Annotated in this window: 14 protein-coding genes; all 14 read left to right on the plus strand. The window is 43.4% G+C overall.

Annotated elements, in window-relative coordinates:
• The first annotated feature begins 67 nt into the window (after positions 1 to 67).
• The 14 genes from wecA (LZP69_RS12915) (at position 68) to cysD (ending at position 15,164) form a co-directional block, all read left to right on the plus strand.
• Entirely contained in the window at positions 68 to 1,141 is a 1,074-nt protein-coding gene (gene wecA, locus LZP69_RS12915) for a UDP-N-acetylglucosamine--undecaprenyl-phosphate N-acetylglucosaminephosphotransferase (RefSeq protein ID WP_234201093.1), read from the plus strand.
• A 138-nt stretch (positions 1,142 to 1,279) separates the two neighbouring features.
• Positions 1,280 to 2,326 (plus strand): UDP-N-acetylglucosamine--undecaprenyl-phosphate N-acetylglucosaminephosphotransferase, encoded by a 1,047-nt coding sequence (gene wecA, locus LZP69_RS12920; protein ID WP_234201095.1) that lies wholly within the window; start codon positions 1,280 to 1,282, stop codon positions 2,324 to 2,326.
• 166 nt (positions 2,327 to 2,492) lie between these two features.
• Positions 2,493 to 3,377, plus strand: coding sequence for a UTP--glucose-1-phosphate uridylyltransferase GalU (gene galU / locus LZP69_RS12925; RefSeq protein ID WP_234201097.1), 885 nt, complete (start codon positions 2,493 to 2,495; stop codon positions 3,375 to 3,377).
• Positions 3,378 to 3,833: 456 nt separating this feature from the next.
• Positions 3,834 to 5,180: an ATP-binding protein gene (locus LZP69_RS12930; RefSeq protein WP_234201099.1), complete on the plus strand. Its 1,347-nt coding sequence runs from the start codon at positions 3,834 to 3,836 to the stop codon at positions 5,178 to 5,180.
• 109 nt (positions 5,181 to 5,289) lie between these two features.
• Positions 5,290 to 5,901, plus strand: coding sequence for a plasmid pRiA4b ORF-3 family protein (locus LZP69_RS12935; RefSeq protein WP_234201101.1), 612 nt, complete (start codon positions 5,290 to 5,292; stop codon positions 5,899 to 5,901).
• 18 nt (positions 5,902 to 5,919) lie between these two features.
• Positions 5,920 to 6,801, plus strand: coding sequence for a glucose-1-phosphate thymidylyltransferase RfbA (gene rfbA / locus LZP69_RS12940; protein WP_234201103.1), 882 nt, complete (start codon positions 5,920 to 5,922; stop codon positions 6,799 to 6,801).
• Positions 6,802 to 7,098: 297 nt separating this feature from the next.
• Positions 7,099 to 7,374: a helix-turn-helix domain-containing protein gene (locus LZP69_RS12945; protein WP_234201104.1), complete on the plus strand. Its 276-nt coding sequence runs from the start codon at positions 7,099 to 7,101 to the stop codon at positions 7,372 to 7,374.
• Entirely contained in the window at positions 7,367 to 8,602 is a 1,236-nt protein-coding gene (locus LZP69_RS12950; protein WP_234201106.1) for a type II toxin-antitoxin system HipA family toxin, read from the plus strand. The genes LZP69_RS12945 and LZP69_RS12950 overlap by 8 nt, the downstream gene beginning before the upstream one ends.
• A 248-nt stretch (positions 8,603 to 8,850) precedes the next feature.
• Positions 8,851 to 10,017, plus strand: a complete 1,167-nt coding sequence (locus tag LZP69_RS12955) for a nucleotide sugar dehydrogenase (protein ID WP_234201108.1) — start codon at positions 8,851 to 8,853, stop codon at positions 10,015 to 10,017.
• 143 nt (positions 10,018 to 10,160) lie between these two features.
• Positions 10,161 to 11,165, plus strand: a complete 1,005-nt coding sequence (locus tag LZP69_RS12960) for an NAD-dependent epimerase (protein ID WP_234201110.1) — start codon at positions 10,161 to 10,163, stop codon at positions 11,163 to 11,165.
• 121 nt (positions 11,166 to 11,286) lie between these two features.
• Positions 11,287 to 12,300 (plus strand): dTDP-glucose 4,6-dehydratase, encoded by a 1,014-nt coding sequence (rfbB, locus tag LZP69_RS12965; RefSeq protein WP_234201112.1) that lies wholly within the window; start codon positions 11,287 to 11,289, stop codon positions 12,298 to 12,300.
• 29 nt (positions 12,301 to 12,329) lie between these two features.
• Positions 12,330 to 13,235, plus strand: a complete 906-nt coding sequence (rfbD, locus tag LZP69_RS12970; protein ID WP_234201114.1) for a dTDP-4-dehydrorhamnose reductase — start codon at positions 12,330 to 12,332, stop codon at positions 13,233 to 13,235.
• A 12-nt stretch (positions 13,236 to 13,247) separates the two neighbouring features.
• The gene (gene rfbC / locus LZP69_RS12975; protein WP_234201115.1) at positions 13,248 to 13,796 is read left to right on the plus strand and encodes a dTDP-4-dehydrorhamnose 3,5-epimerase; all 549 of its coding nucleotides are present in this window, start codon (positions 13,248 to 13,250) and stop codon (positions 13,794 to 13,796) included.
• Positions 13,797 to 14,258: 462 nt separating this feature from the next.
• A complete protein-coding gene (gene cysD / locus LZP69_RS12980; RefSeq protein ID WP_234201116.1) occupies positions 14,259 to 15,164 on the plus strand; it encodes a sulfate adenylyltransferase subunit CysD in 906 nt (301 codons plus the stop codon).
• Positions 15,165 to 15,190 lie beyond the last annotated feature (26 nt).

Consider the following 15,190-nt stretch of genomic DNA (forward strand, 5'->3'; position numbering starts at 1 on the left):
TCACTATGGCGATCTCTTTGTATCCCATTTTTATTCCTTTTTGTACCAGCCAACCATCGAGTTTTGTATGTCGATCAGCTTATCGTTAGTAAGTGTATTTTTAAGTTCATTTATTTTTTTGTTTTTATGTCGAAAAGTAGCTAAAAAAATCGGCTTAGTTGATAAGCCGAATGAACGAAAACATCATATTGGTCAAATTCCTTTGATAGGAGGGATTTCAATTTACATCTCAGTAATATTGACCTTATGCTTAGCTTTTGAACTTACTCGTAGTCTTATATTGTATATGACTTGTTCTGCGGTATTGATTGCTTTAGGAGTATTGGATGATCGCTTTGATTTAAGTTTTAAGATCAGGTTAGTTTTTCAAACAGCGATTTCGTTGGCGATGATTTTAATCGGCTATGATAGCCTGCATTATCTTGGTTTCATTTTGGGAAATGAAGCCCTAGTTTTGCCTACATACTTAAGCTATGTGATCACCATTTTTGCTGTGATTGGGGCGATTAATGCGTTCAATATGGTTGATGGCATTGATGGCCTGTTAGGTGGCTTAGCGTCGGTTACATTTGCTGCATTAGGTTATATGTTTTATGCGGCTGGCAGCATTGAGTTGTCTCATTTTTGCCTTCTTCTGGTCGTTGCTATGCTCCCTTATATCATGCTTAATTTGGGTATTCCTTTTGGCCAAAAGTTTAAGGTATTCATGGGGGATGCAGGAAGCATGTTCATCGGTTTTACCGTTATTTGGTTGTTGATAGAAGCAAGCCAAAACCAACAACATGTTGTAATACGTCCTGTAACGGCTTTGTGGTTTATCGCCATTCCTCTGATGGATATGGTGTGCATTATGGTTCGTCGGGTGAGAAAGGGACAATCGCCCTTTAAACCCGATAGAGAGCACTTGCACCACATTTGTCAGCGCTTGGGATTGTCTTCTGCGAAGTCATTATTTTTGATATGCACTTTGGCTGCTGTCATGGCTTTTATCGGGGTTTTTTCTGATTTATATCAAGTTTCCGAAGAGATCATGTTTATTGCATTTATTGGCGCTTTTCTAGTGTATTATTTTGCGATAGCACATATCTGGCGTATTACATCAATCATACGAACAGCTTTCAGGCTAACCAAGCGTATTTGAACTGTTTTTCAACGAGCAATAAAAATATCAGGGATGCTTCTGTCTTGTCATATAGAGGTTATACTATACAGGCAGTGTATGATGATAAGCTTTCGTTATCATCATTGTTTTCAACAACTAGCTTAAGGAAGAGGGTTTATGGAGTACCTAATACCGTTCGTTACGGTGTTTTGTTTGACGTGTTTTGCGATCAAAGTGCTTAATCCAGTAGCGCAAAGAGTAGGATTAGTTGATCTGCCGAATGAAAGGAAGATTCACAGTGGTGAAATTCCCTTAATCGGTGGCATATCTATCTATTTCAGTGTGTTATTGGTCTCTAGTTTTGTACTCGAAACCAGTCAACTTTTTAACCTCTATTTTATTTCAGCTGCACTGATCCTTTTTATCGGTGTGTTAGACGATAAGTACGATCTCTCAGTTCGCGTACGGATTGTCGCTCAAGTGATCACAGCATCGATTTTGATTTTTGGTGCGGGTGTTTATTTGACCTCTTTAGGCAAGATTTTCTACTTTTTTGATTTTAGTTTAGGCTATGTCGGTGTATTTGTTACTGTTTTGGCTGTTATTGGTGCAATAAACGCTTTTAACATGGTCGATGGTATTGATGGCTTAGCCGGTATGTTGAGCCTTGTAACATTCACATCACTTGCCATTTTGTTTTATCTCGCTGACAACCAATGGTTTTTAGTACCCATACTTTTCATTGCTGCAATAATTGGTTACCTGTTATTTAATTTACGCTGGCCATTTGCTTCACTTGAAAAAATTTTTATGGGTGATGCGGGAAGTATGTTGATTGGCTTAACTGTTGTTTGGCTGTTAGTTATCGGTGTGGAGGCTGATACCAAGGTATTTGAACCAGTCACTGCGCTCTATATTATCGGGATACCGCTGATGGATATGGTGGCAATCATGTACCGCAGAATCAGTAAAGGTATGTCGCCATTTAGGCCTGATAGAGATCACCTACATCACATATTTGAAAGAGCAGGTTATAGTCGAAAACAAACCCTAGTTCGTATCACGCTTGCCTCTATAGTCCTTGCCATTATTGGTATTTATGGTCAGTTATCTCACGCTCCTGAGTGGATGATGTTTGTCGGTTTTCTTGCCATTTTTGTAGTGTATAACTGGTTTCTTGCTCATGTATGGCAAATTATCACGTTTGTTAGAAAGTTTAATTGATAAAATTATCGTCAATATGCTTTTATTTAAATTAGAAAACCATCTGATTTTTAGATGGTTTTTCTCAAAATGAATTTCATTTTTTGAACTGGCGTTATAACTTTAACTTGTCTGGCTTAAATTAGATTTATTGCTTTTAGCAATAAATGAATTATTTGGATCTTTTATGAAAGTTGTTATTCCTGTCGCGGGCCTAGGTACTCGCATGCTGCCTGCAACTAAGGCGATACCTAAAGAGATGTTACCGCTGGTTGATAAGCCGCTTATTCAGTACATAGTCAATGAATGCGTGGCTGCTGGCGTTAAAGAAATTGTGCTGGTGACGCATGCCAGTAAAAATGCCATCGAAAACCATTTCGATACCTCCTATGAGCTGGAATCGACCCTTGAGAAGCGGGTGAAACGTCAGTTGCTTGAAGAGGTGCAATCAATATGCCCAAAAGACGTGACCATAATGCATGTGCGCCAGGGCGAGGCGAAGGGACTTGGGCATGCAGTTTTATGTGCCAAGCCCTGTATAGGCAATAATCCGTTTGCTGTGGTGCTGCCAGATGTGATTTTGGATGAATACAGTGCTAATCAGCAGACCGAAAACCTTGCGGCCATGATAAAGCGTTATAAGGCAACCAAAGCGAGTCAGATCATGGTTGCACCCGTGCCGCATGATGAGGTGAATAAATACGGTATCGCCGATTGTGGCGGTGTTAATATCGCCCCTGGTGAGTCATCCTTGATTAAGGCCATGGTTGAAAAACCGGCTGTTGATAAGGCGCCATCGAATCTTGCGGTTGTCGGACGTTATGTTTTGTCTGAAAAAATTTGGGACTTACTGGCTAAAACGCCCGCAGGGGCAGGGAATGAAATTCAGCTGACCGATGCCATCGATATGCTCATTGAGTCTGATACCGTCGAAGCATTTAACATGACAGGTAAGTCACACGACTGTGGCGATAAGTTGGGTTATATGACTGCGTTTGTCGAATATGGTTTGCGTAACGAAAAGCTAGGGCAAGATTTTCGCCAGCAGCTACAAACTCTGCTAGCACAATAATTTTTACTACTATGATGAAATGCTCACTTTAGCCTGCTGAAGTGGGCATTTTTCGTTTAGTGGTCCTTAAGAACTCTCAGTAGGCGGGTATCTGAACCCGAGCGACGATTGCCCACACTTAAAAGGTCCACATATTGTTACTAATGAGGTAACAATATGTGGACCTGTCTCTTGCTCATGTTCAGCATTAGGTCTGTTTGTTTAGTAAGGATGTGGTTCTAGATTTGCCGAGTGAGTCGGTGATCAAGCAGTAGGACATCGGATTCAAAGCTAGCGGAATCAACATTCCAAGTGACAGCTAATAAAATCAACAATCCTTAATAGCTGAAGACCGTTTCATGTTTCTTAAGTTAGTGTAAATATAATTACTGTAACTTTATTTACAGTAATTATATTTACACTAAATGCTTCATGCTCTATTCTATTGCAGATACGTGAAAGCAAAAGTAGCAAGCAATGAAAAAATTTTATAACCGTCAGAAGGAATTAAAAGCGCTACAAACTGTTTCCGAGCAGATAGTAGAAACAAAGGGGCAACTTAGCGTCATGGTTGGGAGAAGGCGTGTAGGTAAAACCCGTCTTTTAAATGAAGCTTTTCGCCAAGAAAATACCCAATTCCTTTACCTTTTCATAAGTCGAAAGAGTGAAAGCTCCTTAGTGGCTGAATTTGTAGAAATCATCAATAGTGAGCTCGGTGTTAAGTTTTTCCAGCCCCAATCATTGCGAGATATTATTGAGTTCTTGTTGGATTATACAAAGCAAAAACCTCTGACAATCATCATTGACGAGTTTCAAGATATCGACATCGTCAACCCTGCTCTATTCTCCGATATTCAAAATTTATGGGATGCAAACAAGAGAGACTCGATGATGCACCTAGTGTGCTGTGGTTCCCTCTACAGCATGATGACGAAGATTTTCAAAGGTAAAGATGAACCTCTATTCAATCGTGATGATAGATTCTTTAATATTCAACCTTTGCAGCCCTCTTATCTTGCTGAGGTCATCAAAGATCACGATCAATTTGATGCTGAAAACATGCTTCGATGGTGGTGTCTATCTGGCGGGATACCAAAATACCTTGAGTGGTTAACCCGATTCTCTGCTGAGAACGACAACCTATTTGAGGCGGTGATCTCCGAATTTTCACCGCTAATAAAAGAAGGAACTCATCGACTCGTTGAAGATTTTGGCTCAGAACATCGAATTTACTTCGATATTCTTGGTGCGATATCAAAAGGCAATACAAGCCGTGCTCGAATTGAAAACTTCTTAGGTGTGAGTGTCGGTGTTCATCTGGAAAAGCTTGATGACGTTTTTGATGTGATTACCAAAAAGCGCCCGATTAGCTCTAAAGAGAACTCACGAGATATTCGTTACTCCATTTCTGATCCGTTTTTAAACTTCTGGTTTCGATTCATCCATGCCAACAAAAGTGCTGTTGAGATGGAGAACTACGAGTACATTCGAAGATATATTGAACGAGATTTCACCGTCTACTCTGGTCTGGAATTAGAGAGCCTGTTTGTCGCAATATTGGTTGAATCAAAGCAATTTGGAAAGATTGGTGGATACTGGGATGCAAAAGGTCACAATGAGATCGATATAGTGGCTATTAATGATTTAGATAAGAAAATACTCATTGCCGAAGTAAAGAGGCAGCAAAAACGTTACAGTGAGGCCAAATTAATAGAGAAATCTCACAGCCTTTTGAAAAAGTTAAATCTAAAAGGTTATGACATTGAATATCGTGGATTTTCATTGGATAACTTAGTGGAAACAATGGAAGAGTATCACGCGTGATCAACACCTGGATGCTTGCGAACTTTTTGCAAAATCACAGTGACACAAACGATTTTTTGCCCTTTTCGAATAATTAAGTTGAATTTGTAATGCAGGAGCAGTGATAACTATGTATCAAAAGATTTTTCGGTTTAGAGTTTCATTGATGGGCAGTGAGCCGGAAATTTGGCGGGAAATTGACGTTCCTGATCATTACAATTTTTGGGAGCTGCATATTGCGATACAAGATGCGATGGGGTGGCTTGACTATCATTTACATGAATTCTCTCCACGTAAGTCAGGTCCAACAAAGGGAATGAGAATTGGACTTCCTGAGTCAGAGCATGATGAAAGCATTATTGCCGGTTGGGAGTTTACCATTAAAAAATACTTTACCGCTTTGGGAAACACCATAGATTACGTATACGATTTCGGTGATGACTGGCATCATGAAATCATCTTAGTCGGTATGTTTTTGACTTCTTTGGATTCAGACTATCCTCAATGTATCGCTGGTGAAATGGCTTGTCCTCCCGAAGATTGTGGTGGTCTGCCTGGCTTTCAGAACTTAGTTGAAATATTGGATGACGAGAATCATAAAGAGCATGATGACACGGTTTACTGGCTGAAAAATCATGTTAAGAAATATTGGCCTTATAAATGCGATGCATTTAGTCCCCAAAAGGTTAAGTTTTCTGATCCTTACCAGCGTTGGCTGAATGCATTTAATCAAGAAGGGTAAGGTGTCAAGAAGGATAAGATGAAAGGCATTGTTCTAGCGGGCGGTACTGGCACGCGGTTATATCCCATCACCCGTGGTGTGTCTAAACAGCTGCTGCCTGTGTATGACAAACCGATGATCTATTATCCGTTATCTGTGCTTATGCTGGCGGGGATCCGCGATATTATGCTCATCACTACCCCCGATGAGCAGATGTTATTCCAGCGCTTATTGGGTGATGGCAGTGACTTTGGTATTTCGCTCTCTTATCAGGTGCAGCTAAAGCCCGAGGGGATCGCACAAGCGTTTATCATTGCAGAAGACTTTATCGGTGATGACAGCGTGTGTTTGGTGCTGGGAGATAATGTGTTTTACGGTCAAGGCTTCAGTCCCACACTTAAACAGACTGTCGCTGATCTCAGTAATGTGAATTCAGTGGGAGCTACTATCTTTGCCTATCAGGTCGATCATGCTGAGCGATATGGTGTGGTGGAGTTTGATGCTGACTTCAACGCATTGTCCATCGATGAAAAACCGAAAGTTCCCAAATCTAACTGGGCGGTAACCGGACTCTATTTTTATGACAATCAAGTCATCAATATCGCCAAAGGATTAATCCCATCTTCGCGTGGCGAGTTGGAAATCACCGAAATCAACCAAGCTTATCTTCAGCTCGGCGAATTAAAAGTCGAGCTTTTGGGATGTGGTTTTGCCTGGCTCGACACTGGCACCTTTGACAGTCTGCAGCAGGCTTCCTCTTTTGTGCAGACCATAGAAACGGTGCAAGGACTAAAGGTCGCTTGTCTTGAAGAGATAGCTTGGCGTAATGGCTGGTTAACCGATGAGGATATTATTCGACTTGCCCAGCCTATGCTCAATAACAGCTATGGTCAGTACTTACTCTCCCTCGTAAGCTTATAAGGTTGAGCCACAGATACAAAGGCATAGCTTTTACTTTGTTGGTCTTGTCGTAGCGATTCATAGTGCTTAAGTCGGTATTTATTCTTCGAGCTTATGTTACCGATTAATGGTTGATTGTTGTTTTTATTCATTCTGAGGGCATGGCTGATAAATGGTTGGTTGATCAGTTGTCTTGCAGAGAAACGTCAGAGAGCATCGAATTTTGAGTTAAAATAGCGATAAATGATTTGATTTGCTATTATTGTGTCAATTATTTCGTTTGTGAATACATATTTGTCACTATGGTAGCAATTATTTATGCTTGATTTATACACGGCTTTTGATGTTCAAATAGAATTGCGCGATTTCATCAGCCAATCTAGAAAGCAAAAAAAATGGTCGGTTGAAGAGTTATCGACTCGCTCAGGTGTACCTTATGGCACTATTAGGAAGTTCGAAACCACGGGTAATATTTCACTTAGACAGTTTTTAATGCTTTATGAAGCAGTCGGAGAGTTAAAGAAGATCCGTACTCTGACAAAAGTAGAGAGTGAGCAGCCTAGTAGCATCGAAGAGGTATTAAAAAATGCTTGAGACGGCATTAGGTGTTAATCGAACATTTTCAGATGGTTCTAAAGTGCTTGTTGGCACTCTGGCAGAAAATAGAACAGGTACCTATTTTCAGTTCGATGAAAACTATTTAGCTCAACATGCTGCTTCAATTTCTCCTTTCAATATCAGTGCTGATCTCTCTTTGCAAAAAGCGCCGAAAGAGCCTCATTATGGTGTTCATGGGGTATTTGGCGACAGTCTTCCCGATGGATGGGGGCTGTATCTGATGGACAGGGTATTTAGACAAAATGGTTATAATCCACAGCAGATCACAGCGTTAGAGCGTTTAGCTTATATTGGCGATCACTGCCTTGGCGCTTTATCTTATGAACCGGCAATGAGCTTGCTTGAATCAAGAGTAAGCGATGTTGAACTCATTACGTTAGGGCAAGAGGCGGTCAACGAGTTTGAAGGAACAGAATCGAGATTCATTGAGCATCTGATGAATGCTGGGGGCTCTGGTGGTGCACGTCCGAAATTGAGTGTGACTAAACTCAATGATGGTCGATATTCGACGCTCCCTGATGCCATTGGTGAAAAACTGATTGTGAAATTGACTTCTGAAAAATTCGACTTAAAACATTCAGAAAGTTTGGTTGAATATGTCTATATGCAAATGGCGAGTAATTTAGGCATTAATACCCCCAAATTTGAATTGATTGAAGTCGGCGCGGGAAGATGGTGGTTACAACAAACTCGATTTGATTGTACCTCTCAAGGTAAGTATCACATGATTTCAGCTTGCGGTTTGTTGGATGCTTCATTTCGAGAGCCATCGCTAGATTATGTCGATCTTGTTAAGGCGACTCGAATATTGTGTGGGGTGGGAGAGGCGAGAAAATTGGTGAAACGAGCCTTGTTCAATTTCATCATGGTTAACCAAGATGATCATTCTAAAAATTTTGCCTTTTTAGCCGACGATGATGATCAGTGGAAACTCTCTCCATTTTACGACATTGTTTATAGCCCTTCGCCATATAAAGAACATATGACGTCTTTTCATGGTAATGGACGCACCCCAAAACAAGCATTAAGCATATTGGCGGGGCAGGCCGGTTATTCAAGCGATAAACCATTACGCGAAATGTTAGAGGAAATTTATCTCGAGACCCGAAATTTTGCTCAAGAAGCAAAAAATTTAGGTATACCCTCTCAATTAATCTTAACCATAGATAACCACATGACAGAAATGTGGAATAGCATTCGTTAATATGCTTTTCATTAGGGAGATATCCATAGGTTGAGACTGAAATATTGTCTAGTTTATGAATCAGTTTCAGCCATTAATATGGTTTATCGATACGATAAATGGGTCATTAAGTGGTCTTTGTGTGGATAGAAGTATCGCATTAGAGTTTTTTCTTGGAATTGCTAATTGATTACCAGAATTTATCTCCTATTGCTTGGACTAAAATGATAAAGTACTGACAATTTTAGCTTTTGATGATGGGATAGAAGATGAAAATTGCTATTGCGGGCACAGGTTATGTGGGCCTCTCCAATGCCATGCTGCTTGCTCAGCATAATCAAGTGGTTGCCGTTGATATCGTTCCTGAGAAGGTGGAGATGCTTAACCAGAAGCGATCTCCCATTGTGGACAGTGAGATTGAAGATTTTTTAGCGAACAAGCCACTTAATTTTACCGCGACTTTAGATACGCAGGTTGCCTATAAAGATGCTGACTATGTGGTAATTGCCACGCCCACCGATTATGACGTGCAGACCAACTACTTTAATACCTCTTCAGTGGAAGCTGTGATTAAGGATGTGATGGCGATTAATCCCGGTGCTGTGATGGTGATTAAATCCACCGTGCCTGTGGGTTACACTGAGCGGATCAAGCAGGAGCTTAATTGCGATAATCTGCTCTTTTCGCCCGAGTTTTTACGTGAGGGCAAAGCCCTGTATGACAACTTGTATCCGTCTCGGATCATAGTCGGTGAGCGCTCGCAGCGGGCTAAGATCTTCGCCGATTTATTAGTCGAGGGCGCAGTAAAACAAGAGATCCCCGTGCTCTTTACCGATTCGACCGAGGCCGAAGCGGTTAAGTTGTTTTCTAATACCTATTTAGCGCTGCGTGTTGCCTACTTCAATGAATTAGATTCCTATGCAGAAACCCATGGTTTGGATGCGCGCCAGATTATTGAAGGGGTAGGGCTAGATCCTCGTATTGGTAACCATTACAACAATCCCTCCTTTGGTTATGGGGGCTATTGCTTACCTAAAGATACCAAGCAGCTGCTGGCCAATTACCAGGATGTGCCCAATAACATTATTGGCGCCATTGTCGATGCCAACCGCACCCGTAAAGATTTTATTGCCGATTCGATTCTAAAACGCCAGCCAAAAGTTGTGGGTATTTACCGCCTGATCATGAAGGCGGGCTCAGACAATTTCCGCGCGTCCAGTATTCAAGGGATCATGAAACGTCTCAAGGCGAAAGGCATTGAGGTGGTGGTGTATGAGCCTGTATTGGAGGAGGCGGAGTTTTTCCATTCTAAAGTGATCAAAGATTTAGACGAGTTTAAGGCCTGCTGCGATGTGATTGTCTCTAACCGTATGGTGGATGAGATCCGTGATGTGGCCGATAAGGTCTATACCCGCGATCTGTTTGGTTCTGACTAAAAAAAGAACTGACATGTGTATAACGGGCTGAGCGTATAACAGGCTAAGCTTGTTATAGAGACTCTAGTGTTAGCGTTAATTGATGCAAGGTGTGTCGATTAACAATAAGTGCGATAAGCACTAAGAAAATGGTTGAGAAAGCAATGAAATACCTAGTAACAGGCGCCGCGGGTTTTATCGGCAGTGCCGTGGTTGAAAAGCTAATCGCGGCAGGCCATGAGGTGATTGGTGTCGATAACATCAATGACTATTACGATGTGAAGTTAAAGCATGCCCGTTTAGACAGGATTACCCATCCTCATTTCAAGCTGATTAAGCTGGATATCGCCGATAGACAAGCGTTGCAGCAGTTGTTTAATGATCAGCAGTTTGACAGGGTGATCCACCTTGCGGCCCAGGCCGGGGTGCGTTACTCCATTGAGAATCCCCATGCCTATGCCGACGCTAACTTGGTCGGCCACTTAAACATCCTAGAAGGTTGTCGTCACACAAAGGTTCAGCATCTGGTGTATGCTTCATCCAGCTCGGTTTATGGCTTAAATGCCAAGACCCCCTTTGCAACCTCAGACAGTGTGGATCATCCTGTGTCTTTGTACGCTGCCACCAAGAAATCCAACGAATTAATGGCGCACAGTTATTCTCATCTGTATGACATCCCCACCACTGGGCTGCGTTTCTTTACTGTGTATGGCAGCTGGGGCAGGCCTGATATGGCGCCTTTCATTTTCACCAAAAAGATCCTCGATGGCGACACCATAGACATCAACAACAATGGCGACATGTGGCGTGATTTCACCCATGTGGATGACATAGTCGAAGGCGTGGTGCGTATCGCCGATGTTATCCCGACGCGAGATAGATCTTGGACAGTGGAACAGGGTTCACCCGCTTCCAGCTCAGCCCCATATGCCGTGTATAACATAGGCCATGGTTCGCCCATTAATTTGATGGAGTTCGTGAAAACCATAGAAACTGAGTTAGGCATAGAGGCGAAGAAAAACTTCAGAGAGATGCAGCCTGGGGATGTGTATCAGACCTATGCCGATGTGGAAGATCTCTTTGCCGCGACCGGCTATAAGCCGCAAGTGTCGGTAAAAGAAGGGGTGGCTGAGTTTATCAGTTGGTACCGCGATTTTTATCGTAAGTAGCTGTCGAGCTACGGGCTACGAGTTAGGAGTTACGAACAAGGGCAAATGGTGGATAATCCTTATTTTAGGCAAAGAGTTAGCTAACTGATTTTTTCTCGCTTATCGGGCATAAACACAAGGCATGAAGATTCTAGTAACAGGCGGGGCGGGATTTATCGGCTCTGCTGTGATCCGTTATATCATTGAGCACACACAAGACAGTGTGGTTAATCTCGATAAGCTGACCTATGCAGGCAATTTGGCCGCTTTGGCTGTAATTGAGCATAGCCCCAAATACTGGTTCGAACGCGTCGATATTTGTGACAGAGCCGAACTCGATAGGATTTTCTCTCAATATCAGCCTGATGCCGTGATGCACCTCGCCGCTGAGTCTCATGTCGATCGTTCAATTTCTGGACCTGCTGACTTTATTCAAACCAATATCGTCGGTACTTACCAGTTATTAGAGGCGGCGCGGGAATATTGGCAAGCGTTATCGGAAGACGCAAAAAGTGCATTTCGCTTTCATCATATTTCTACCGACGAAGTATTTGGCGATCTGCCCCATCCCGATGATGGCTTGCAAGCATTGCCGCAGTTTACAGAATGCTCTTCCTATGCACCCAGCAGCCCATATTCGGCCTCTAAAGCATCCAGCGATCACTTAGTACGTGCCTGGCAGCGCACTTATGGTTTACCGGTTCTCGTCACTAATTGCTCCAATAACTATGGCCCATATCAGTTTCCTGAAAAGCTTATTCCATTGGTGATCCTCAACGCCTTGGCGGGGAAAACACTGCCCGTTTATGGCAATGGCACTCAGATCCGCGATTGGCTCTATGTGGACGATCATGTCAGGGCGCTATACAAAGTGCTGACCCAAGGGCAGGTTGGAGAAACCTACAATATTGGCGGCCATAACGAGAAACGTAACCTTGAGGTGGTGCAAGCTATCTGTCGTATTCTCGATGAATTAGTGCCGCAAGACACTTCTTATGCTGAGCTGATAGAATTTGTGACAGACCGTCAGGGACACGATCGCCGCTACGCCATCGATGCCAGCAAGATAGGTCGCGAACTGGGTTGGCAACCGCTGGAAACTTTTGAAACTGGCCTGCGTAAAACCGTTGAGTGGTATTTGAATAATCGAACCTAGTGGCAAGCTGTTCGGCAAGGGATCCAGCGATGAAAGTACTAATTACCGGCAGTAGTGGCCAAGTTGGTCGCGCTCTGGTGGCGCATTTGAAAAGACAATGGCAGGGTAAAGCCCAGCTTCTGGCATTGGATGCCAAAGAGTTGGATATTACACAGCAAGCGGCCGTCATGGTTGTGGTGAGAGCCTTCTTGCCTGATGTGATCATCAACGCCGCTGCGTATACTGCGGTAGATAAAGCCGAATCTGACGAAATGACCGCCTACAGTGTTAACTGCGATGGAGCTAAGTACTTAGCCCAAGCGGCCTCTGAAGTCGGCGCCTGTATCTTACACATATCAACCGATTATGTGTTTGATGGCAACAAAGCCGAGTGCTATCACGAAGCGGATTTTCCTGTACCTCAAAACGTCTATGGCAGGAGTAAATTGGCCGGAGAACTGGCGGTGATTAATGCTTGTCCAAGGCATGTTATCTTGCGTACTTCATGGGTGTTTGCAGAGCAGGGCAATAACTTTGTCAATACCATGTTGAGCTTAGCCAAGACCCGAGAGAGTGTGAGTGTAGTCTCCGATCAATTTGGCAGTCCCACCTATGCCGGTGATATCGCCAGTGTATTAATCGAGATCGCTGAACAAATCGTTGAGGGGAAGCAAGCCTGGGGTATATATCATTATTCGGGTTTGCCCCATGTCAGCTGGTATGATTTTGCTAGGGCGATATTCGAGCAGGCCAAGGAGCAGGGCTTAATCAGTCAACCACCAAGGTTAAAGGCGATTTCAAGTGATGACTATCCCACTCCGACCAAGAGGCCTGCGAATACGCGGTTAGATTGCCAAAAAATTGAGGCCAACTTTGGCATTAAGCCATCTGACTGGCAAGCTGCACTGGAGCTGCTTATCGCCCGTAAAATATCATCATCTGCTGGAAACCTCTAAGAGAGTTTTTGTATGAAAGTGTCTGCAACCCCGATCGCCGATGTCAAAGTCATCGAGCCGACAGTATTTGGCGATGAGCGCGGTTTCTTTATGGAAAGCTGGAATCAAAGGGAGTTTGAGGCCAAGGTGACAGGTCATCCCGTTGCCTTTGTTCAGGATAATCACTCAAAGTCGAAACGGGGTACCCTGCGTGGCTTGCATTACCAACTTGAGCACACCCAGGGAAAATTAGTTCGGGTGATCTCAGGTGAGGTTTTTGATGTCGCGGTGGATCTACGTAAAGATTCGCCCACCTTTGGCCAATGGGTAGGGGAGTATCTCTCGGCTGAAAATAAGCGCCAGATGTGGATCCCGCCCGGGTTCGCCCATGGCTTTTATGTCACCAGTGATGAAGCCGAGTCTGTTTATAAGTGCACCGATTATTATCATCCACAGTCAGAAGTCTCCATATTGTGGAACGATACAAGGCTGGATATCGCATGGCCTTTTCAAACGGCGCCTTTGCTTTCAACGAAAGATGCTGATGCCTTGTCATTGAGTGAATTCGTGAAAAAGCGTTAGGATAGGGGTCGGTATTCAGCCATCTCTATAAATTGCATCGACTCAGACTTGAACCGACAGTCGGGTACGGCCTCATCACTATCACTATCCCTACAACTACAGGGAGAACTGGATTTGTAAACACCTATCTCTAAGACAATATCGGCTCTGCATTTTGTTATGCTGAGGCTTTGCATTTCAGCAAGCATCACTGAGCTGGCTAGGTCTTGTTTCATCTCGCTTTATCTAATCTCATTTTCTTTAATTACTTCATATTCATTTTTGGTATAGATAAAGTGTTATTTATAACTTCAAAACTCTCGTTGTATTGGTATTATTTCAATAACTCACTTTAGTTATCCGACGCTGTTTGTTTTTCATTATTCAACATCAAGCCTCTTTTATGTTACAAAAAGAGGCTTGGATCTGGATTGGAATAGCAGCACAGTCAGCTGATTTAACTGGAATTATACGGAAATCGACATGTCTACACAGCAAACTCATTTGAAACAACTTGAAGCTGAATCGATTCAGATCATGCGTGAAGTGGCCGCAGAGTTTGATAATCCGGTGATGCTTTACTCTGTGGGTAAAGACTCCTCTGTGCTGCTGCATCTGGCACGCAAGGCGTTTTACCCCGGCAAGATCCCCTTTCCCTTGCTGCACGTAGACACTAACTGGAAGTTCAAGGAGATGATCGCCTTTCGTGACGAGATGGCGAAAAAGTATGGCTTCGATCTGCTCGTGCATAAGAACCCCCGCGGTCTGAAGATGAATATCTCGCCCTTTACCCATGGCAGTGCTAAACACACAGATATCATGAAAACCGAGGGGTTGAAGCAGGCGCTGGATAAATATGGTTTCGATGCGGCCTTTGGCGGCGCAAGACGCGATGAGGAGAAGTCCCGCGCCAAAGAGCGGGTGTATTCATTCAGGGACAGTAAGCACCGTTGGGATCCCAAGAACCAGCGTCCTGAGCTGTGGAACATCTACAATGGTAAGGTGGATAAAGGCGAGAGTATTCGTGTCTTTCCTTTGTCGAACTGGACAGAACTGGATATCTGGCAATATATCTACTTGGAAAATATCGAGATCCCCTCGCTCTATTTTGCAAAGCCTCGTCCTGTGGTGGAGCGTAATGGCACGCTTATTATGGTGGATGATGAGCGTATGGAGATCCAGCCCGGGGAAGTGGTGGAAGACAAGATGGTCCGTTTCAGAACCTTAGGCTGCTATCCGCTTACCGGTGCAGTCGAATCATTGGCCACCACCTTACCTGAGATCATTCAGGAGATGCTGCTCTGTACCACATCTGAACGTCAGGGGCGGGTGATCGACAACGATTCAGCAGGCTCAATGGAGAAGAAGAAGATGGAAGGGTATTTCTAAACCCGAATTCCCATTTTCACTGAACA

Source organism: Shewanella sp. AS1 (assembly GCF_021412565.1).
Classification (GTDB): Bacteria; Pseudomonadota; Gammaproteobacteria; order Enterobacterales; family Shewanellaceae; genus Shewanella.